The following is a 19,421-nucleotide window of genomic DNA, read 5'->3' on the forward strand; positions in this document are numbered from 1 at the left end:
TTACGCTAGCATAATGCAGTTGATGATATCGCATTATGATACAACAGTCTCCTACCGTCCGATGCCCGGCGCCGCATCGGGAGAGCGCTCGTGACCAGCGCATTTTCGGTCTCTCAGATCGTCTCCAAGCCGGCGAAATCGTCGCGCGGCGGCATCGTCGCCGCACAGAACCACGCCGCGTCCGCGGTCGGTGCACAGTGCCTCGCCGATGGCGGGGACGCGGTGGATGCGGCGGTGGCGACGTCCTTCGCACTGGGCGTCCTGGAGCCCTGGATGAGCGGGCCGGCCGGCGGTGGCGCGATGGTCATCTGGCGCGAGGCCGAGCAGAAGGCCTATTGCATCCACTACGGCCTGCGCGCGCCGGCAGCGCTCGATCCCGCCGATTATCCACTCTTCGGCCTCGGCGTCGCCGACGACCTGTTTCCCTGGAAGGCCGTGGTCGACGACAGAAACGTCGAGGGTGCCAAGGCCGTGGCCGTGCCCGGTTTGGTCGACGGCATCGGTCTCGCCCATCGCCGTTTTGGCGGGAAGCCCTGGGCCGACCTGCTGCAGCCGGCAGCAGCGCTCGCCCGCGCGGGCTTCGAGGTCGACTGGTATGCCGCGCTGATGCTCGCCTCGGCGGCCCGCTCGCTCTCGCGCGACCCGGATGCCGCAGCGCTTTTCCTCGACGACGGCCGCTGGCCGCCGATGCCAGGCGGCGACGCTGGCAGCCCCCGGCGCATCGCCAACCCCGCCATGGCCGAGACGATCGAGCGCCTCGCTGAACACGGCGCCCGCGAGTTCTACGAAGGCGAGACCGCACGCCGCCTTGCCGCCGACATCGCCGCCAAGGGCGGATCGCTGTCCGAAGCCGACCTTGCCGCCTACCACGCGGTCCTGAGCGAGGTCGCGCTGACGCCCTATCGCGGCGGCGGCTTCTATCTCCCGACCGCGCTGACGGCGGGCCCGACCTTCCGCGACAGTTTCGAGCGGCTCGCCCTCGGCACGCTCGAAGGCGATGCGCCCGGCCCGGCAAGCTTTTGCGCGTATGCCGATGCGCTTGCCGCGGCCTACCGCTCGAGGCTCGCTGAGGACGGCGACAACGAGGCGCCGCATGCCCGTGCCTGCACGACGCATTTCTCCGTGGTCGACCGCGCTGGCAACATGGTCTCGATGACCCAGACGCTGCTGTCGGTGTTCGGCGCCCGCGTCGTCTCGCCGTCGACCGGGCTGGTGCTGAACAACGGCATCATGTGGTTCGACCCCGAGCCCGGCCATCCCAACTCGCTTGGCCCCGGCAAGGCCTGCCTGATGAACGTCTGCCCGGTGATCGGCGAGACCACGGCGGGACGGTTCGCCCTCGGCGCCTCGGGCGGGCGCAAGATCCTGCCGGCGGTGGCGCAGGTCTCGTCCTTCCTCGTCGACCACGGCATGAGCCTCGAGCGGGCCTTCCACCAGCCGCGGATCGATGTCAGCGGCGGGCCGGCGGTGGTCGCGGACCAGGCGCTGCCCGCCGAAACGCTCGGCGCGCTGGCCGAGGGCCGCACCGTCGTGCCCGCCCGCAACGGCGTCTACCCAAACAGCTTCGCCAACATGTCCGGCGTCATGCGGATCGGCGAGATGAATTTCGGCGCGAGCGAGGTGATGTCGCCCTGGGGCGACGCGGTCGCCGAGGACGACGTCCACGCACAGCCGTAACACGGTCGGTCGGCAAGGCCGGGCACGCATCGGGGCCAACCGGCGCCCCTCGCAAGAAGGAGCAAGGCACATGAAGCATTTCGGTACGCTCGCCACGATCGCGAAGGGAGGCTTCAAGGCCCGGCTCCTGGCCACGGCGATGGCCTTCGCTGTGCTCGCAGGACCGGCGGCTGCGACGGAAATCCGCGCCGTCATGCATTCGGGCCTGCGCGCCCTCGACCCGATCATCACCACCGCGCACATCGCCCGCAACCATGGCTACATGATCTACGACACGCTGCTCGGCGTCGACGAGAACCAGAAGCCGCAGCCGCAAATGGCGTCCTGGACGGTCTCCGACGACGGCATGGTCTACACCTTCACTCTGCGCGACGGCCTCACCTGGCACGACGGCGCGCCGGTGACCGCAGCCGATTGCGTCGCCTCGCTGAACCGCTGGGCGAAGCGCGACGGCGGCGGCCAGATGATGATGCAGTACACCAAGAGCATCGAGGCGAAGGACGCGAAGACCATCGTCCTCACCCTCTCCGAGCCGTTCTCCTACGTCGTCGAGCTGATCGCCAAGCCCTCTGCCGTGCCGGCCTTCATGATGCCGGAGCGGGTGGCCAAGACCCCGGCGACCGAAGCCATCAAGGAGCATATCGGCTCCGGTCCGTTCCGCTTCGTCGAGGCCGAGTACAAGCCGGGCGTCCAGGTCGTCTACGACAAGTTCGCCGAATACGTGCCGCGGACCGAGCCCGCCAGCTGGACCGCCGGCGGCAAGGTGGTGAAGGTCGACCGCGTCACCTGGATCAACATGCCGGACGCCCAGACGACGATCAACGCGCTCAATTCGGGCGAGATCGACTACATGGAGCTGGTGCCGATCGACCTGCTGCCGCTGCTGACGGCGAACGACGAGCTCACCGTCGACGTGATGAACGTCCTCGGATCCCAGACGATGGGCCGGATGAACTTCCTCTATCCGCCCTTCGACGACGTCCGCATCCGGCAGGCCGCGCTCCTGGCGATGAACCAGACCGATGTTCTCAGCGCCCTCACCGGCAATCCCGAATACTTCTCCGTCTGCGGCTCGATGTACGGCTGCGGCGCCCCGCTGGCGACAGCGGCGGGCAGCGAGACGATCGTCGCCGGATCGAACGCCGAGGCGGCGAAGAAGCTACTGGCCGAGGCCGGCTACAAGGGGGAGCCGGTGGTGATCCTGCAGCCGACCGACGTCGCCAGCACCAGCCCGCAGCCGGTGGTCGCCGCGCAGCTGCTGCGCAAGGCCGGCTTCACCGTCGACCTGCAGCCGATGGACTGGCAGACCGTCGTCACCCGCCGGGCCAACCAGGCGCCGCCGGCCGAAGGCGGCTGGAACATGTTCTTCACCAACTGGGTCATCCCGGAGGTCTGGAACCCGATCGTCAACCCGATGCTGAACGGCGGCGGCAAGGAGAAGGCCTGGTTCGGCTGGCCGAACGACCCGGTGCTCGACGCCCTGCGCAAGGAGTTCGTGCAGGCCAAGACCGACGAGGAGCGCAAGGCCGTCGCCGAGAAGGTCCAGGTGCACGCCTACAAGGAGGTCACCTACGTGCCGCTCGGCGAGTACCGCAGCCCCTCGGCCTGGCGCAACCAGCTGACCGGCCTCATCAAGTCGCCGATCCCGACCTTCTGGAACATCGAGAAGGCCGAGTAGGCACGCGGCGACAGACGCCCGCCTCCGGCCCGGCAACCGGCCGGAGGCACCCCGCCCATCCCGACAGCCCCCGAGGACAACCGGATGCTCTCCTATTTCCTCCGCCGCATCCTCGCCGCCATTCCGGTGATGGTGGTGGTCGCGCTCTTCGTCTTCCTGCTGTTGCGGCTGACGCCGGGCGATCCCGCCGCCATCATCGCCGGCGACATGGCGACGCCGCAGCAACTGGCCGACATCCGCGCGGCTCTCGGCCTCGACCAGCCGCTCTACCTGCAGTTCGGCACCTGGAGCTCGCAGCTGCTGTCCGGCGATTTCGGGACGTCGCTGATCTCCAACACGCCGGTGACGACGCTGATCGGCCAGCGGCTGGAGCCCACCGTCAGCCTGGCACTGCTGACCATCTTCCTCACCGTCGTCATCGCCGTGCCGCTGGGCGTGCTCGCCGCCTGGAAGCATGGCAGCTGGATCGACACCCTGGTGACCTCGTTCTCGGTGCTCGGCTTTTCCATCCCGGTCTTCGTCATCGGCTATCTCCTGATCCAGCTCTTCGCGATCGAGCTGAAATGGGTGCCGGTGCAGGGCTTTCGCAGCGTCTTCGAAGGCGTCGGGCCGTTCCTGCACCGGGCGATCCTGCCGGCGCTGACGCTCGCCAGCATCTACATCGCGCTGATCGCGCGGATGACCCGGGCGGCCATGCTCGACGTACTCGGCGAGGACTATGTCCGCACCGCGCGGGCCAAGGGGCTCGACGAGCGCCGCGTCCTGTTCCGGCACGCGCTGCGCAACGCCGCGGTGCCGATCCTCACCGTCATCGGCACCGGCTTCGCGCTGATGATCTCCGGCGTCGTGGTGACCGAGAGCGTGTTCAACATTCCCGGCCTCGGGCGCCTCACTGTCGATGCGATCCTCGCCCGCGACTACCCCGTCATCCAGGGGTTGATCCTGTTCACCAGCGGCATCTACGTGCTGGTCAACCTGCTGATCGACCTGTCCTATGCCTTCCTGGACCCGAGGATCCGATACTGATGGCGATAGAAGCCGACAGCCGGCCGGTGCCGGCCAAGCCTTTCAGACTGATGCCGGTGATCGCCGGCCGCCGCGTCGGACTGCCGGCGATGCTCGCCGCCATCGCACTGGCGCTGATCGTCGTCACGGCGCTGCTGGCGCCCTGGATCGCGCCCTACGATCCGATCGCGATGAACCCGGTGCAGCGGTTGAAGCCGGCGAGCGAGGCCTTCTGGCTCGGCACCGACGCCTATGGCCGCGACATCCTCTCGCGCATCCTCTACGGCGCCCGCATCTCGCTGCTGATCGGGCTCGGCTCGACGGTGGTGGCGATCGCCATCGGCCTGCCGCTCGGCCTCCTCGCCGGCTTCTTCCGGGTGCTCGACGCCGTGCTGATGCGGATCATGGACGGGCTGATGGCCATCCCGAGCATTCTCCTCGCCATCGCCGTCGTCTCGCTCGCCGGTGCCAGCCTCTGGACGGTGATCATCGCCATCACCATTCCCGAAATCCCGCGCGTCGTGCGGCTGGTGCGCTCGGTCGTGCTGACCGCCCGCGAGGAGCCCTATGTCGAGGCCGCGCTGTCGGTCGGGTCGAGCCTGCCGAAGATCATGTGGCGGCACCTGATGCCGAACACGCTGGCGCCGCTGATCGTCCAGGGCACCTACATCTGCGCCTCGGCGATCCTGACCGAGGCGATCCTCTCCTTCCTCGGCGCCGGCATCGGCACCGAGACGCCGTCCTGGGGCAACATCATGTCCGAGGGGCGGCTCTACTTCCAGCTGAAGCCGTCGATGATCTTCTGGCCCGGCCTCGTCCTGTCGGCCTGCATCCTGTCGATCAATCTCCTCGGCGACCAGGCGCGCGACATGCTGGATCCGCGGATGAAGCAGAGGGGCGCGTTCAAATGAGCACCGTCGTTGCGGCAGAGGCCCCCGTCCTCCAGATCGAAGGCCTGCGGGTCGCCGCGGCCGGCGGCGAGATCATCCGGGGCATCTCGCTGGAGATCCGGCCGGGCGAGACCGTCTGCCTCGTCGGGGAGAGCGGCTCGGGCAAGTCGGTGACGTCGCTGGCGACCATGTGTCTCCTGCCGAAGAAGGTGCTGTCGGTCACTTCGGGCTCGATCCTCCTCGAGGGCGAGGACGTGCTGGCCGCGACGCCGGCGCGGCTGAAGCAGCTGCGGGCGACGCGGATGTCGATGATCTTCCAGGAGCCGATGACGGCGCTGAACCCGGTGCTGACCGTCGGCCGCCAGATCGAGGAAGTGCTGCAGGCGCATGGCAGCCTCGGCGCCTCCGACCGGCATCGCCGGGTGCTGGAGATGCTGGAGCAGGTGCATCTGCCGGACGTCCGGCGGATCTTTAGCTCCTACCCGCACCAGCTTTCCGGCGGCCAGCGTCAGCGGATCATGATCGCCATGGCGCTGATCCTGCGGCCGAAACTGCTGATCGCCGACGAGCCGACGACCGCGCTCGACGTCACCACGCAGAAGCAGATCCTGAAGCTGATCAAGGACCTTCAGGCCGAGCTCGGCACCTCGGTGTTGTTCGTGACGCACGACATGGGCATCGTCGCCGACATCGCGACGCGCGTCTGCGTGATGCACCATGGCACTGTCGTCGAGGACGGCACGACGGAGGATATCCTTGCCCGCCCGCGCGAAGACTATACGCGGCGCCTGCTCGCCGCCGTTCCGGCTTTGCTGCCCCGCGCGCCGCGTCCGATGGGCACCGGCGGCACGGTGCTCGAGACCGTCGGCCTCGGCATGGTCTACACCCGCAAGCATTTCCTGAAGGCCGCGACCGAGACGGTGGCCGCAAACCAGGTCAACCTCCTCCTCAAGCGCGGCCGCACGCTCGGCGTCGTCGGCGAGAGCGGCTCGGGCAAGACCACCGTCGCACGCTGCGTCATGCGGCTGATCGCGCCGACCGCCGGTGCCATCCGCGTCGCCGGCAGCGACATCTCGGCGCTGACCCGGCGCGAACTGCGCCCGCACCGCCAGAAGATCCAGATGATCTTCCAGGACCCCAACCGCTCGCTGAACCCCCGCCTGACGGTGGGTGAGAGCATCATCGAGGGACCGGTCAACTACGGCACGCCGAAGGCCGAGGCGATGGCCCGGGCGCGCGAGTTGATGGAGCTTGTCGGCATGCCGGCCGATGCCGTCGACCGCCATCCGCACCAGTTCTCCGGCGGCCAGCGCCAGCGCATCGCGATCGCCCGGGCGCTGGCGATGGAACCCGACATCCTCGTCGCCGACGAGGCGGTCTCGGCGCTCGACGTCTCGGTGCAGGCGCAGGTCCTCGACCTCCTCGCCGACATCCAGGAGCGCCTCGGCGTCGCCATCCTGTTCATCACCCACGACCTGAGGGTCGCCGCCCAGATCTGCGACGACGTCGCGGTGATGCAGCGCGGCAAGGTGGTGGAATACGGCCCCGCCGGGGACGTGCTGCGCCATCCGAGGGAGGCCTATACCCGCGAGCTGCTCGACGCAGCGCCCGGCAAGCACTGGGATTTCCCGAATTTCCGGCCGCTCGCCGCCGCCCCCGCTGCCTCGATCTGACGATGGAACACGCCATGGCCCCTCCCCGCATCGCCGTCGGCGGCTTCATGCACGAGACCAACACCTTCGGACCGAGCAAGGCCGGCATCGACGCCTTCATCGAGGGCGGCGGCTGGCCGGCTTTGTGTGAAGGCCCGGCGCTGATCGCGGCCACCCGCAACGTCAACATGGGCATCTGCGGCTTCGTCGAGACGGCGGAGGCGCTGGGCTGGAACCTGGTGCCGACGCTCTGGTGCGCCGCCAGCCCTTCCGCCCACGTGACCGAGGCGGCGTTCGAGGAGATCGCCGGGCGTCTCGTCGCGGCCATCGTCGCGGCGGGGCCGCTCGACGGCGTCTACCTCGACCTGCACGGCGCCATGGTCGCCGAGCATGTCGACGACGGCGAGGGCGAGCTTCTCGCGCGGGTGCGGGCCGCCGTGGGGCCAGGCGTTCCGATCGTCGCCTCGCTCGACCTGCACGGCAACGTCACCGCGGCCATGGTCGAGGCGGCCGATGCGCTGATCGCCTATCGCACCTATCCGCATATCGACATGGCCGAGACCGGCGCGCGCGCGGCGCGTCACCTCGAAGGCCTGCTCGGCGGCCAGCGCCATGCGAAATCCTTCCGGCAGCTGCCGTTCCTGATCCCGATCGCCTGGCAGGCGACGGGCATGGAGCCCTGCCGCAGCCTCTATGCCCGGCTGCCGGAGATGGAGGCGGCGGGCCTTGCCTCGATCTCCTTCCTGGCAGGGTTCCCGGCGGCAGATTTTCCAGATTGCGGCCCGTCGATCGTCGCCTACGGCGCGACGCAGGCCGAGGCCGACGCGGCGGCCGATGCGATGCTGGCCGCCGTCGCCGCAGCTGAGACGGGCTTCGCCGGCAAAGTGTTCTCGCCCTCGGACGGCGTCCGACACGCCATCGCCCTGTCGAAGGGTGCGCTGCGCCCGATCGTCATCGCCGATACGCAGGACAATCCCGGCGCCGGCGGCGACAGCGACACCACCGGCATGCTGCGCGCGCTGGTCGCCGCCGATGCCCGGCGCGCCGCGATCGGCGTCATCGTCGATCCCGCCGCCGCGGCCCTGGCGCACGCGGCCGGCATCGGCGAAAAAGTGTCGCTCTCGCTCGGCGGCAAGTCGGCCATTCCGGGCGACGCGCCGTTCGAGGCCGAGTTCACCGTGGACGCGCTCTCCGACGGCAGTCTCACGGCATCCGGCCCGTTCTACGGCGGCGCGCGAATGAACCTCGGGCCCTCCGCCTGCCTCAGCATCGGCGGCGTGCGGATCGTCCTCGCCTCGCGCAAGGCGCAACTGGCGGACCAGGAAATGTACCGCTTCGTCGGCATCGAACCGACCACCGAGGCGATCCTCGTCAACAAGAGCTCGGTGCATTTCCGCGCCGACTTCGAGCCGATTGCCGAGCAGATCATCGTCTGCGCCGCCCCCGGCCCCATGCCGGTCGATCCGGCCGCGCTGCCCTTCGCGCGGCTCCGTCCGGGCATGCGCCTGTCGCCCGGCGGCCCGGCCTTCGCCACTCCATCCAACACATAAGGATATCTCCATGTCCGTACTGCCGCGCATCGAATCCTTCACGGGCGACCTCGTCGCCATCCGCCACGACCTGCACGCCCATCCCGAGATCGGCTTCGAGGAGGTCCGCACCTCCGGCATCGTCGCCGAGAAGCTGGCGGGCTGGGGTGTCGAGGTGCACCGCGGCGTCGGCGGCACCGGCGTCGTCGGCATCATCGAGGGCAAGCGCCCCGGCAGCCGCCGCATTGGGCTGCGCGCCGACATGGACGCGCTGCCGATGGACGAGCTGTCCAACCTGCCGTTCCGCTCGACGATCCCCCGCCGCTTCCACGGCTGCGGCCACGACGGGCACACCACGATGCTGCTCGGCGCGGCGCGGTACCTGGCCGAGACCCGCGACTTCGAGGGGACCGCGGTGATGATCTTCCAGCCGGCTGAGGAAGGTCTCGGCGGCGCCCGGGCGATGCTGGCCGACAGGCTGTTCGAGCGGTTTCCCTGCGACGAGATCTACGGCCTCCACAACTCGCCCGATCTCGACCCCGGCCAGATCCGGGTCTTCCCCGGCAAGGCGATGGCCGGCGCCAGCTTCTTCGACATCACCATCACCGGCACGGGCAGCCACGGCGCCCAGCCGCATCGTTCAAAGGACCCGATCGTCGTCGCCACCGCGCTGTCGCAGGCGCTGCAGTCGGTCGTGGCGCGCAATGTCGATCCGATGAAGTCGGCGGTGCTGTCGATCACCCAGATCCATTCCGGCTCGGCCTACAACGTCATTCCAGAGGAGGCGAAGCTCGCCGGCACGATCCGCTTCTTCGACGATGCCGTCGGCGCCCTCGTCAACGCGCGCCTGCGCACGATCGCCGCGGGGCTCGCTTTGTCCTTCGACGTCACCATCGACGTCGACATCCGCGACATCTTCTCGGTGCTGGATAACCATCCGGCCGAGACCGAGTATCTCGCCGAGGCCGCCGCGGACATCGTCGGGCCGGAGAACCTCCTGAGGGAGCCACGCCCGATGATGGGCAGCGAGGATTTTGCCGACATGCTGCATGCCGTGCCCGGCGCCTATTGCTGGGTCGGCCATGCCGGCAGTGTGCCGGTGCACAATCCGGGCTTCGTGCTCGACGACGGCATCCTGCCGATCGGCGCGAGCCTGCTCGCCCGCATCGTCGAACGTCGCCTCGGCGCGGTCTGATGGCGGGCGAGATGATGGTCCTGCTGGACCGCCTCGACCTCGACACCGACCGCATGCTGGAGGGCCTGCGCCCCTGGATCGAATGCGAGAGCCCAACCTTCGACGTCGCGGCGGTCAACCGGATGATGACACTCGCCTCCGCCGACCTCGCGGCGATGGGCGCGACCGTGGATCGTGTCCCGGGCCAGCCGGGCATTGGCGACTGCGTGCGCGCCGCCTTCCCGCATCGCCGCGCGGGCGAGCCCGGCATTCTCATCATGGCGCATCTCGACACGGTGCACCCGATCGGCACGCTGGAAAAGCTTCCGTTCCGCCGCGACGGCGAGCGCTGCTACGGGCCGGGGATCGTCGACATGAAGGGCGGCACCTTCGCCGCGCTTGCCGCGGTGCGGGCGCTGAGGGAGGCCGGCATCGAGACGCCGCTGCCGGTACACGTTCTGCTGACCTCTGACGAGGAGATCGGCAGTCCCGGCAACCGGGCGCTGATCGAGGCGGAGGCCAGCCGGCACCGCTTCATCCTGGTGCCGGAGCCCTCGCAGCCAGACGGCGGCGTCGTCACCGGGCGCTACGCCATTGCCCGCTTCAACCTCTCGGCGCACGGGGTGCCGAGCCATGCCGGCGCGGCGCTGAAGAAGGGCCGCTCGGCGATCCGCGAGATGGCCCGGCGCATCCTCGAGATCGAGGACATGACCGGCGACGACTGCACCTTCAGCGTCGGCGTCGTGCACGGCGGACAATGGGTCAACTGCGTCTCTACCGAATGCCGGGCCGAGGCGCTGAGCATGGCCAAGCGCCAGGACGATCTCGACCGCGGCGTCGAGCGGATGCTGGCGCTGTCGGAAACGCGAGCGGACGGCACCGGCTTTACCGTCGAGATGGGCGTCGTCCGCCCGGTATGGGAACCCGATGCGGGGACGCAGGCGCTGTTCTCGCTGGCCGCTTCGGTCGCCGGCGAGCTCGGCCTGACGTTGACGCAGGCCAGCAGCGGCGGCGGCTCCGACGGCAACTTCACCGGCGCGATGGGGCTGCCGACGCTCGACGGCCTCGGCGTGACCGGGGCCGGCATCCATACGCTGCAGGAGCACGTTCTCGTCGACAGCCTGCCGCAGCGCGCCCGGCTGATGGCGGGCATGCTGGCGCGGCTCGGCGCAGCGTGAGAGCTGGAGCGTACGCCATGGACATCACCTCGCCGTTCTCCGCGCCCGGCCAGCTGGTGGCACCGCCGGATATCGCTGTTCCCGAAATCTGCCGCTTCAGTGCCACCGAACTCGGCGAGAGGATGCGGGACGGCCGCCTGTCGTCGCGGGAGATCACCACCGCCTTCCTCGACCAGATCGACCGCGTGAACCCCGCCCACAACGCCATCGTCTCGCTGCGCGATCGAGCGGAGATCCTCGCCGAGGCGGACGATGCGGACCACCACCTGGCGAGCGGCGCTGCCAGCGGGCCCCTGCACGGCCTGCCGATCGCCATCAAGGACCTTGCCGCGACTAAGGGACTGCGGACCAGCTACGGCTCGCCGGTCTATGCCGACAACGTTCCGGCCGCCGACGATCCCGGCGTCGCCCGGATCAGGGCGGCGGGCGCGATCATCATCGGGAAGACGGCGACCCCGGAGTTCGGCCTGGGATCGCACACCTACAACCCAGTCTTCGGCATCACTCGCAACGCGTTCGATCCCCGCCTCTCGGCCGGCGGGTCAAGCGGCGGGGCAGCGGTGGCGCTGGCGCTGCGGATGCTGCCCGTCGCCGACGGCAGCGACATGGGCGGCTCGCTGCGCAACCCGGCGGGCTGGAACAACGTCTACGGCCTCCGCCCCTCGCAGGGTCTCGTGCCGAACCCGGCTGCTGCCGACCTCTATCTGACGCAGCTGGCGACCGAGGGCCCGATGGCCCGCACCGCGGCGGATCTCGCGCTGCTGCTCGGCGTGCAGGCGGTTCCCGACGCCGGTGCGCCGCTGTCGCTCGACGGAAACGGTGCGGCCCCTCGCGACATCCGCCGCATCGGCTGGCTCGGCGATCTCGGTGGGCATCTGCCGGTCGAGGCGGGCGTGCTCGACGTCTGCAGCCATGGCCTCGCCCGGCTCGAGCGTGCGGGTTGCCGGGTCGAGGCGATCCGGCCGGAGTTCGACATGGAGCGGCTGTGGCGGGCCTTCGTGGTGCTGCGGCAATTCTCGACCGCCGGAAAATACCGGCCACTGTTCGAGGCGCCCGAGCACCGCGACCGGCTGAAGCCGGAAATGCTCTGGGAGATCGAGGGCGGGTTGTCGCTGCCGGCCACCGCCGTCTACGACGCGGCCTGCGTGCGCTCTGACTGGTATCGCGAATGCCGACGGCTGTTCGGCCGGGTCGACGCACTGGCGCTGCCCTCGGCGCAGCTCTTCGCCTTCCCCGCAGAATGGCACTGGCCGCGGGAGATCGCCGGCCGGACGATGGACAGCTATCACCGCTGGATGGAGGTCGTCGTTCCCGGAACGATGTCGGGTTGCCCGGTTCTGTGCCTGCCCGCAGGCTTTGCCGGCGGCATGCGCGCGATGGGCCTTCAGATTCTCGGCCAGCCCCGGCAGGACGCCGCGCTGATCGCGCTCGCCAAACGCTACGAGGACGTGAAGCCGACCGGCTAGCTCAGCGCGCATTGGCACCAGGATGAGAGGTGTATCGGCCATCTCCCCAGCGGGCAAAGTGCAAGTCTGCAGGCTGAGCGGTGAAATTTAGCAGGCCGCGGGCGTTGCAAGCGGCCGCCTTGTAGAAGCATGGCGAGGGCCTCCGGACCCTCGCGACATCCTTCCGGTTCATGCGGACGAAGCCTGCTTTATCGCTAAGTGCTCGGCGCCGCGGCAGGTTCGCCGAACAGCTTGCCGGCGCCGGCCCAGTCGCTCGGCGCGACGTCGTCGAAGATGACGTAGATGTAGGCCGCGTCGGTCCCCGTGTTGCGGACGATGCTCTCGGTGATCTCCGCGGCGACCTTCTGCTTCTGACCGTGGTCCTTACCTTCGAACCAGCTTACCCGTACGACCGGCATGATCGCTTCTCCCTCGATGTTCCGCCGCTCTCCGTCGGCGGACGCCGAAGGCCCGAGACAGGCAATCGCAATGTACGGTATCCTCAAGGCGCTTAAAGCCGCCGCTGATCCGATCTGAGTAGCGCGGGAGGATACAAAGAGGGTTCGCCATGGATGAGATCGAACCGCTGTCGGGCATCGGTGTCTTCGTGGCGGCGGCCCGGGCGGGAAGTTTCACGGGGGCCGCCGAGCGCCTCGGCATCACCAAGTCCGCGGTCGGCAAGACCATCGCCCGCCTTGAGGCGCGTCTCGGACTGAAGCTGTTTCATCGGACCACGCGCAACAACAAGCTCACCGTCGACGGCGAGGCCTACCTCGCCGCATGCGCCTCTGCCCTCGACGAGATCGCCGCTGCCGAAGCGGCCCTCACCTCGGCGAACCGGATCCTCACCGGCCGGATCCGCATCGACATGCCGGTGGCGTTCGGAAGGCGCGTCCTCCTGCCCATCCTGATCGAGATCGTCCGGCCGCATCCCGAACTGAACTTGAGCCTCACCTTCACCGACGCCTTGACCGATCCCTTCCAGGACGACGTGGACCTGATGATCCGCTTCGGTACCCTCCAGGATTCGAGCCACCTCATCGCGCGGCATCTCGCCGACCAGGATCGGGTGATCTGCGCCTCTCCAGGCTACGTCGAGATGCATGGACGTCCGGAGGCACTGGCGGACCTTCGCGGGCACCGCTGCATCGTCGGCTCGCCCAAGGGTCCGCCAGTGGCCTGGGTGATCCGCGAGGACGGCGCGGTGAAGCGCGTGTCGCCTCCCGCCACCCACCAGGTCAGCGACGGCGAGGCCATGGTCGACGCGGCGGTCGGCGGGCTCGGCATCTGTCAGCTCCCGGCCTCGCTGGTCCGGCACCATGTCGAGAGTGGCGCACTCGTGCCGTTGCTCGAGACCTTCTCGACCGTTCCCGTCGAGGTGCACGCACTCTGGCCGCGACAGGCGCACCTCAGCCCAAGGATACGTTACGTGATCGACCAGCTTGTCGCGTGTGCGGCCGCAGGCAACCTGAACTAAGCCGTCACGGCACGCCGACGATCTTCCCGCCCGCCTCGTTGGCCTCCATGCAACGGTGCGCAACGGTGCGCCTCGACGATCTCGTCGAGCCGGAACACGCGGCCGATCTTTACCGGCAACTTGCCCTTCTCGACCTCGTCGACGAGCCTCTGAAGGGGCATCGCCATGAACTCCCCGGCGCCGCCGCTGTAGGTGGTCAGGCTGACCGCCGTGGGGATCGCCGCCATCGGCTCGAAGGCTTCGAGTGTCCAGCGATCACCGACCATCCCGCTCATGCAGACCGCCCCGTGGCGCTTGGCGCAGGCGAGCGAATCGAGGAGCGTGGTTGTCCCAACCAGCTCCAGCACCCTGTCGACGCCGTCCGGGAAAGCGTCCCGCACCTGTCCCGCGATCGCCCCGTCGTCGATGAACACCTGGGCCGCGCCATGGGAGCGAAGCAGGCCTTCCCGGTCCGGGCGCCGTGTGGTGGCACAGGCGATGGCGCCCCCGGCCTTCGCGATGGCGGCTGCGGCCAGGCCGACGGAGGTCGTGCCGCCGCGGATGAGAAGCGTCTCGCCGGCGTGGAGGCGCAGCGCGATGAAGAGCGACCCCCACGCCGTCTGGAGCATCTCGGGCAATGCGCCGAGCGTCTCCCAAGGCAGGTCAGTACGGATCGACTGCACCTGGCCGACCGGAACCTTCACATACTCGGCATAGCCGCCGTCGAAGTCGCGGCCCATGCCGCCGATGACCGTCGCAACCGTCGCGCCGGGCGTGAACTCGCCGCCCGGAGCAGACTCGACCGTTCCGGTCGCCTCGATGCCGAGGATGCGCGGCAGCCGGACGTTCGGGGAATGCCCCTGCCGCGTGAAGAGCTCGGATCTGTTGAGTCCGATCGCCCGCACGCGGATCAGGACCTCGCCCGCGCGCGGCACCGGGACGGGTCGATCCTCGACCTTCAGGACGCCAGGTGTACCCGGCGTGTATAGGACCGCAGCCTTCATCATCGCCATGGCGGCTTCACCCCGCGAGCAGACCGGCGAATGGCAACCGGGGACCCAAGGGCACGATCCCCGAAGGATTGAGACTCTTGATCGAGTAGTAGCCGCGCTTGATGTGGTCGATGCTGACGGTCCCCGCGACCCCTGGAACGGCGAGCATGCGGTCGACGTAGGCCGAGAGGTTCAGGTAGTCGGCGACGCGGCGAAGATTGCACTTGAACAGGCCGTGATAGGCAGCGTCGAAGCGGATCAGCGTGACGAAGAGCCGGATGTCGGCCTCGGTCAGGCGTTCGCCGAGAAGGAAGGTACGACCTTCGAGGTGAGACTCAAGTTCGTCCAGCATGCCGAAGACGTCGCCGAAAGCCTCGTCGTAGGCGACCTGCGTCGTCGCAAAGCCCGCCCGGTAGACCCCGTTGTTGAGACGCGGGTAGATCCGGTCGTTCAAGGCGTCGATCGCGCCGCAGAGGTCCACGGGGTAGAGGTCGACATCCTCGTTCGCAAGGTCGCCGAAGCCCGAGTTCAGCATGCGGACGATGTCGGCGGACTCGTTGTTGACGATCGTCCGTCTCTCCCGGTCCCAGAGCACGGGCACCGTGGCGCGACCCGATACCGTCGGATCCGCCCGGGTGTAGAGCTCGTGCACGTATGTTGCGCCGTTGACCTCGTCGCGGTCGGATCCCGGATAGTCGCCGAAGCGCCAGCCCTCGTCAGTGAGCGCCGGCTCCACCACCGAGACGGAGATGGCGTTCTCGAGCCCCTTCAATCTGCGCGCGATCAGCGTGCGCGACGCCCAGGGGCAGATCAGGGCGACGTAGAGATGGTAGCGGCCCGCCTCGGCAGGAAACCCGCTCTCCCCGGCCGGTCCCGCGCTCCCGTCCGGTGTCACTCAGTTGCGGAAGCTCGAGGTCTGGCGGACGAAGCCGCCCTTCTCGTCCTTTGCCTGCACGGGCTGCCAGTCGGCGGTCCACTTGCCGTTCACGAGCATGTCGCTGTCCTTTCGATGTCCGTCACGTCAGGCGGCAACGGTTGGCTTGAGGGCGGCCGCGATGAAGTCGCGAGTGAGGGTCGCGCCTTCGGCCGAGACCGTGTGGCCGAGACCGGGGAAGATCCGGCTCGTCACGTCGAGACCTGCCGCCCGGAGGACCTCTTCCGCCCGCGTCGTTTCCGCCGAGGGAACGATGGGGTCGGCCGATCCATGCAGCAGCAGAATCTTCGTGGTGGTGGACGGTGAGTAGGGCGTCGGCGATGCGAGGCGTCCGGAGATGGACACGGCAGCCGCGACAGGCCAGCGCCCGGACGCGATGGCATCGAGCACCATCATGGAGCCTTGCGAAAAGCCGACGAGGACGACGCGGTCCAACCTGTCGCCGAAGCCACTCCGATCGAGTTCGGAGCTGAGGACCTCGTCGAAGGCGGAACGTGCGGCCGCGATCCTGGCCGGGCGGTCTTCCGGCGTGACGCCGGCGATGCTGAACCATTGCCGTCCCGGCCCCTGGTCGAAGGCGAAGGGGCCGTCGGGAGCGACGAACGCCACGTTCGGCAGCGGGGGTCGCCATGCCTCCGCAAGGCCCAGCATGTCCCGGCCATTGCTGCCGACGCCGTGCAGGAGGACGACCAAGCCGTCCGGTGATGTCGAAGGGGTCATGTGCTTGGCTCGGATATGAGTGTGATGGAGGTGTTCCAGGGATCGTGAAGCACAAGGCGCGGCCCGTTGCTTTCATCGGATGGCGCTGTCGCTCGAGACCGTATGGCTTCGATGATGTCGTGAGCGGTGGTTATCTCGACGTCCGCCAGCCCGGTCGTCAGCTCCGTCCGCGGCGGCGCGCCGCGGCTGTTCCAGATGTTGGCGGCGAGTTGGTGGTGGTAGCCGCCCGAACCGAAGAAACTGCCACCGGGATAGCGGGCGGTCGCGTCGAAGCCGAGCACGCCGCCGTAGAACGCCTTCGCAGGCGCGATCGCGCCGACCTGGAGATGCACATGGCCGACGTTGCCGCCCCGCGGGAAGCCGCGCCATTCCCGGCCCTCTGCTGCCCGCAGGAGATCCTGCGCGTCGAGGGCGTCCGTCGACATGCGAACCGTGCCGCCGTCCCACGCCTACTCCGCGCTCGGCCTGTCTGCATAGATCTCGATGCCATTGCCCTCGGGATCGGCGAGGTAGATCGCCTCGCTGACCAAGTGGTCGGACGCGCCTTGGATCGCGACGGGCTGCTCGGCCGCGAAAGCCAGCCACCCGCCGAGGTCCGCACGCTCGGGCAGCAGGAATGCCATATGGAAGAGCCCTGCGTCCCGCCGCGAACGAACCCGGGCGGATGGCTCGTGCCGGAGCTCCACAAGCGTCCCGGCGTCGGTCCCAAGGCGCAAGGTGCCGGCCTCGCGGCCGGTTTCGCGAAGGCCGATCGCGTCCCGGTAGAACCCTGCCACGCGGTCGAGGTCGCGCACGACGAGGGTCACCTTGGAGATCCGGTGCGGCGCCGTCGCCAGCACCGGATCGATGGATGAGCGCTCGATGGTGCTCGAGGTCGGGATGGTCATCGAGATCTCCTTTGGAAGCTCGCTCGGCTGTGTCGAGATCTCAGGCCCGGGCCGTGCGGAGCGCGGCAGCGGTCGTCGGGCGGAAAGCATAGGCACCATCGCCAAGAAGAGCGACCGACACCAGCCCGACGATCCAGAGCGCCAAGAACTCCCAGCCGCCGTTCGGGTTCGTGAAGTAGAACCCGGCGGGTCCGTGCACGGTGACGATCGCTCCCAGAAGGACTGGGACCAGGGCCAAAGCGACCAGACGGCTGTAGACGCCGGCGATCAGGGCAAGGCCACCGAGGGTCTCGACCAGGATCACGAGATAGGCGAGCGGACCGGGAAGGCCGAGGCTGGCGAAGAACTGCGCGGTGCCGGCGGGCGTGAAGACGAAGAACTTCAGGCCGGCATGGGCGAGGAAGAGGATGCCGAGGGCCACACGGAGAGCGGTCGCGGCGTAGGGGGCGGTACGGTGGTCGATCATCTCGGGTCTCCTGGTTGGACACCCTCCATGTGCCAACATCCGCTCGGTTTGATAATCCGCGGAAAAGGTATAGCAGTCCACACCGGGGGTGTGAGGCGATGTTGGACAGGTTTACGGGAATGCAGGTGTTCGCGCGCATTGCCGGGCTCGGCAGCCTCTCCGGGGCGGCGCGGTCGCTCGGCATGTCGCAGACCATGGCGACGAAGCACATGGCGGAGCTGGAGGAGCGGCTGGGGGTCAAGCTGCTCCATCGCACGACACGCAAGGTCACGCTGACTGAGGCGGGCCGACGCTATCTCGAAAGCACCGAGCGCATCCTTGGAGAATTGGAAGAGGCCGACGCCACCGCCTCGCCCGAACGGGTCGAGGTCACGGGAACGCTGCGGCTGAACGCGCCCGTCTCCTTCGGCGTCCGCGAGGTCGCGCCTCTGCTCGCCACGTTCTCCCGGACGCACCCCGCCCTCGCGGTCGATCTCGGTCTGAACGACCGTGTCGTCGACCTGGTCGAGGAGGGATGGGACGTGGCGATCCGGATCGGCCGCATCGACGACCAGACCTTGATCGCCCGCAAGCTGGCCCGTTGCCGCCTCATGGTAGCGGCCTCTCCGGCCTATCTTCAAGAACGCGGCGTCCCGCAAACCGTGGCAGACCTCACCTCCCACAACTGTCTCGGCTACACCCTGTCGAGCGCCCTCGGCCCGCACCGCTGGCAGTTCGGCATCGACGGGGACGTCGACGTCCCTGTCCACGGGGACCTGCGGGCGAACAACGGCGACGCACTGGTGGCCGCGGCTTTGGCCGGACAAGGGCTGGTCTACGAGACAACCTTTCTCCTTGGAGACGAGATCCGCGCAGGACGGCTGGTCGCGCTCGAACTCGACCACCCTCCGCTCGAGCTCCCCGGCGTGTTCGCCGTCTACGCCGCCAACCGACGCCCGCCGGCAAAGGCGCGGGCAATCATCGATTTTCTGGTGGCGAGGTTCTGCGATCCAGCGCCTTGGGATCGAGGCCTTGGCCCAACCGCGAAGCCGACAGTTTAAGATCAAGCTTCAGCTTTTTGGGCGGTTCATTCCCAAAGCTGACCGGAGATCGGTTTGAAGTCCCCGCGGCGTGCTGAACATCGCGGAAGCTTCCGCAATGACTTGGTTCACGCTAGATTTCTCGATGGGATCATGGCGCTTCAATTGCTCACCATTGCAGCTGCAAATGCCGCGAAGCGCAACATTTGTGCATGGCTTGCGGAAAGGATGCGCACCCTACACATTGACCATCTGATTTTCGTATACGAATATACATTAATACGAAATCGAGGTTGGCCAATGCTTGTTGCTATCTCTTACCCTGGCCTGTCCGCCAGCGATCGCCCCATGGGCGCAGCGCCTTTATCGGCAGCGCTCAAGTGCGGTTCGATCCTTTTCATATCTGGGCAAGTGGCTATCGATCCCGCTAGTGGCGCGGTGGTCGGCGATGACGTCGCGGGCCAGACACGCCAAGTCCTGATGAACATGAGGGCGTTGGTCGAGAACGCCGGCATGACGATGCGGGACGTCGGCAAGGTCGGCATTTTCCTGACGCGGCTCGAGGATTTTGCGGCGATGAACGCGGTCTATGCCGAGTTCTTCCAGGCACCCTACCCCGCCCGCGCCACCGTCGGCATCACGCTGAACGATCCCCGTCTTCTGGTCGAGATGGATGCGATCGCGGTCGGCGCCGGTTGAGCCGGTCTCGGAGTTAGCGA

The 19,421-nt window shown here is 68.3% G+C and carries 18 protein-coding genes and 1 pseudogene; 12 read left to right on the top strand and 7 right to left on the bottom strand.

The features are described 5' to 3' along the window. The first annotated feature begins 90 nt into the window (after nt 1-90). The 9 genes from ACZL02_RS06005 to ACZL02_RS06045 all read left to right on the top strand — a co-directional run bounded on the left by ACZL02_RS06005 (nt 91) and on the right by ACZL02_RS06045 (nt 12,249). Entirely contained in the window at nt 91-1,677 is a 1,587-nt protein-coding gene (locus tag ACZL02_RS06005; RefSeq protein ID WP_472937680.1) for a gamma-glutamyltransferase, read from the top strand. Nucleotides 1,678-1,747: 70 nt separating this feature from the next. Next, nucleotides 1,748-3,355 carry an ABC transporter substrate-binding protein gene (locus tag ACZL02_RS06010; protein ID WP_472937681.1) on the top strand — a complete coding sequence of 536 codons (1,608 nt, stop codon included), beginning with the start codon at nt 1,748-1,750 and terminating at the stop codon, nt 3,353-3,355. 84 nt (nt 3,356-3,439) lie between these two features. Next, on the top strand, nt 3,440-4,381 hold the full coding sequence (locus ACZL02_RS06015) for an ABC transporter permease (RefSeq protein WP_472937682.1): 942 nt from the start codon (nt 3,440-3,442) through the stop codon (nt 4,379-4,381). A 50-nt stretch (nt 4,382-4,431) separates the two neighbouring features. Continuing rightward, nucleotides 4,432-5,271, top strand: coding sequence for an ABC transporter permease (locus ACZL02_RS06020; RefSeq protein ID WP_472938141.1), 840 nt, complete (start codon nt 4,432-4,434; stop codon nt 5,269-5,271). Continuing rightward, the gene (locus ACZL02_RS06025; protein ID WP_472937684.1) at nt 5,268-6,923 is read left to right on the top strand and encodes an ABC transporter ATP-binding protein; all 1,656 of its coding nucleotides are present in this window, start codon (nt 5,268-5,270) and stop codon (nt 6,921-6,923) included. Before ACZL02_RS06020 ends, ACZL02_RS06025 begins: the two co-directional genes overlap by 4 nt. A 14-nt stretch (nt 6,924-6,937) precedes the next feature. Further along, complete coding sequence (locus tag ACZL02_RS06030) at nt 6,938-8,452, top strand: M81 family metallopeptidase (protein ID WP_472937686.1); 1,515 nt, start codon at nt 6,938-6,940, stop codon at nt 8,450-8,452. 10 nt (nt 8,453-8,462) lie between these two features. Next, entirely contained in the window at nt 8,463-9,626 is a 1,164-nt protein-coding gene (locus ACZL02_RS06035; RefSeq protein WP_472937688.1) for a M20 aminoacylase family protein, read from the top strand. Next, nucleotides 9,626-10,783, top strand: a complete 1,158-nt coding sequence (locus ACZL02_RS06040; protein WP_472937689.1) for a M20/M25/M40 family metallo-hydrolase — start codon at nt 9,626-9,628, stop codon at nt 10,781-10,783. The genes ACZL02_RS06035 and ACZL02_RS06040 overlap by 1 nt, the downstream gene beginning before the upstream one ends. Before the next feature lie 17 nt (nt 10,784-10,800). Next, nucleotides 10,801-12,249, top strand: a complete 1,449-nt coding sequence (locus ACZL02_RS06045) for an amidase (RefSeq protein ID WP_472937690.1) — start codon at nt 10,801-10,803, stop codon at nt 12,247-12,249. Between the two features lie 194 nt (nt 12,250-12,443). On the opposite strand, the gene ACZL02_RS06050 is transcribed toward ACZL02_RS06045, so the two are convergent. After that, complete coding sequence (locus ACZL02_RS06050) at nt 12,444-12,647, bottom strand: tautomerase family protein (protein WP_472937691.1); 204 nt, start codon at nt 12,645-12,647, stop codon at nt 12,444-12,446. Nucleotides 12,648-12,796: 149 nt separating this feature from the next. Between ACZL02_RS06050 and ACZL02_RS06055 the strand changes: the two genes are divergently transcribed. Beyond that, entirely contained in the window at nt 12,797-13,705 is a 909-nt protein-coding gene (locus ACZL02_RS06055) for a LysR family transcriptional regulator (RefSeq protein ID WP_472937693.1), read from the top strand. Here the strand turns inward: ACZL02_RS06055 and ACZL02_RS06060 are convergent. From ACZL02_RS06060 to ACZL02_RS06085, 6 genes and pseudogenes are all read right to left on the bottom strand, one after another. Next, on the bottom strand, nt 13,702-14,697 hold the full coding sequence (locus ACZL02_RS06060; protein ID WP_472937694.1) for an alcohol dehydrogenase catalytic domain-containing protein: 996 nt from the start codon (nt 14,695-14,697) through the stop codon (nt 13,702-13,704). The two genes, ACZL02_RS06055 and ACZL02_RS06060, sit on opposite strands and share 4 nt — an antisense overlap. Nucleotides 14,698-14,704: 7 nt before the next feature. Continuing rightward, nucleotides 14,705-15,670, bottom strand: a pseudogene (locus tag ACZL02_RS06065) (glutathione S-transferase family protein). Nucleotides 15,671-15,697: 27 nt separating this feature from the next. Beyond that, nucleotides 15,698-16,330 carry an alpha/beta hydrolase gene (locus ACZL02_RS06070; protein ID WP_472937695.1) on the bottom strand — a complete coding sequence of 211 codons (633 nt, stop codon included), beginning with the start codon at nt 16,328-16,330 and terminating at the stop codon, nt 15,698-15,700. Then, entirely contained in the window at nt 16,327-16,755 is a 429-nt protein-coding gene (locus ACZL02_RS06075) for a VOC family protein (protein WP_472937696.1), read from the bottom strand. The genes ACZL02_RS06070 and ACZL02_RS06075 overlap by 4 nt, the downstream gene beginning before the upstream one ends. Nucleotides 16,756-16,779: 24 nt before the next feature. Further along, the gene (locus ACZL02_RS06080; RefSeq protein ID WP_472937697.1) at nt 16,780-17,217 is read right to left on the bottom strand and encodes a VOC family protein; all 438 of its coding nucleotides are present in this window, start codon (nt 17,215-17,217) and stop codon (nt 16,780-16,782) included. A 40-nt stretch (nt 17,218-17,257) separates the two neighbouring features. Next, the gene (locus ACZL02_RS06085) at nt 17,258-17,683 is read right to left on the bottom strand and encodes a DoxX family protein (RefSeq protein WP_472937698.1); all 426 of its coding nucleotides are present in this window, start codon (nt 17,681-17,683) and stop codon (nt 17,258-17,260) included. A gap of 98 nt (nt 17,684-17,781) precedes the next feature. On the opposite strand from ACZL02_RS06085, the gene ACZL02_RS06090 reads away from it, so the two are divergent. Next, entirely contained in the window at nt 17,782-18,723 is a 942-nt protein-coding gene (locus ACZL02_RS06090; protein WP_472937699.1) for a LysR family transcriptional regulator, read from the top strand. A 279-nt stretch (nt 18,724-19,002) separates the two neighbouring features. Continuing rightward, entirely contained in the window at nt 19,003-19,401 is a 399-nt protein-coding gene (locus tag ACZL02_RS06095) for a Rid family detoxifying hydrolase (protein WP_472938142.1), read from the top strand. Nucleotides 19,402-19,421: the final 20 nt, after the last annotated feature.

The organism is Mesocryomonas fontinalis, from assembly GCF_055730125.2.

Coding starts and splice junctions, on each gene's coding strand:
- ACZL02_RS06010 (WP_472937681.1), top strand. CDS start 1,748: ATGAAGCATTTCGGTACGCTCGCCACGATCGCGAAGGGAGGCTTCAAG.
- ACZL02_RS06015 (WP_472937682.1), top strand. CDS start 3,440: ATGCTCTCCTATTTCCTCCGCCGCATCCTCGCCGCCATTCCGGTGATG.
- ACZL02_RS06020 (WP_472938141.1), top strand. CDS start 4,432: ATGCCGGTGATCGCCGGCCGCCGCGTCGGACTGCCGGCGATGCTCGCC.
- ACZL02_RS06025 (WP_472937684.1), top strand. CDS start 5,268: ATGAGCACCGTCGTTGCGGCAGAGGCCCCCGTCCTCCAGATCGAAGGC.
- ACZL02_RS06030 (WP_472937686.1), top strand. CDS start 6,938: ATGGCCCCTCCCCGCATCGCCGTCGGCGGCTTCATGCACGAGACCAAC.
- ACZL02_RS06035 (WP_472937688.1), top strand. CDS start 8,463: ATGTCCGTACTGCCGCGCATCGAATCCTTCACGGGCGACCTCGTCGCC.
- ACZL02_RS06040 (WP_472937689.1), top strand. CDS start 9,626: ATGGCGGGCGAGATGATGGTCCTGCTGGACCGCCTCGACCTCGACACC.
- ACZL02_RS06045 (WP_472937690.1), top strand. CDS start 10,801: ATGGACATCACCTCGCCGTTCTCCGCGCCCGGCCAGCTGGTGGCACCG.
- ACZL02_RS06050 (WP_472937691.1), bottom strand. CDS start 12,647: ATGCCGGTCGTACGGGTAAGCTGGTTCGAAGGTAAGGACCACGGTCAG.
- ACZL02_RS06055 (WP_472937693.1), top strand. CDS start 12,797: ATGGATGAGATCGAACCGCTGTCGGGCATCGGTGTCTTCGTGGCGGCG.
- ACZL02_RS06060 (WP_472937694.1), bottom strand. CDS start 14,697: ATGGCGATGATGAAGGCTGCGGTCCTATACACGCCGGGTACACCTGGC.
- ACZL02_RS06070 (WP_472937695.1), bottom strand. CDS start 16,330: ATGACCCCTTCGACATCACCGGACGGCTTGGTCGTCCTCCTGCACGGC.
- ACZL02_RS06075 (WP_472937696.1), bottom strand. CDS start 16,755: ATGTCGACGGACGCCCTCGACGCGCAGGATCTCCTGCGGGCAGCAGAG.
- ACZL02_RS06080 (WP_472937697.1), bottom strand. CDS start 17,217: ATGACCATCCCGACCTCGAGCACCATCGAGCGCTCATCCATCGATCCG.
- ACZL02_RS06085 (WP_472937698.1), bottom strand. CDS start 17,683: ATGATCGACCACCGTACCGCCCCCTACGCCGCGACCGCTCTCCGTGTG.
- ACZL02_RS06090 (WP_472937699.1), top strand. CDS start 17,782: ATGTTGGACAGGTTTACGGGAATGCAGGTGTTCGCGCGCATTGCCGGG.
- ACZL02_RS06095 (WP_472938142.1), top strand. CDS start 19,003: ATGCTTGTTGCTATCTCTTACCCTGGCCTGTCCGCCAGCGATCGCCCC.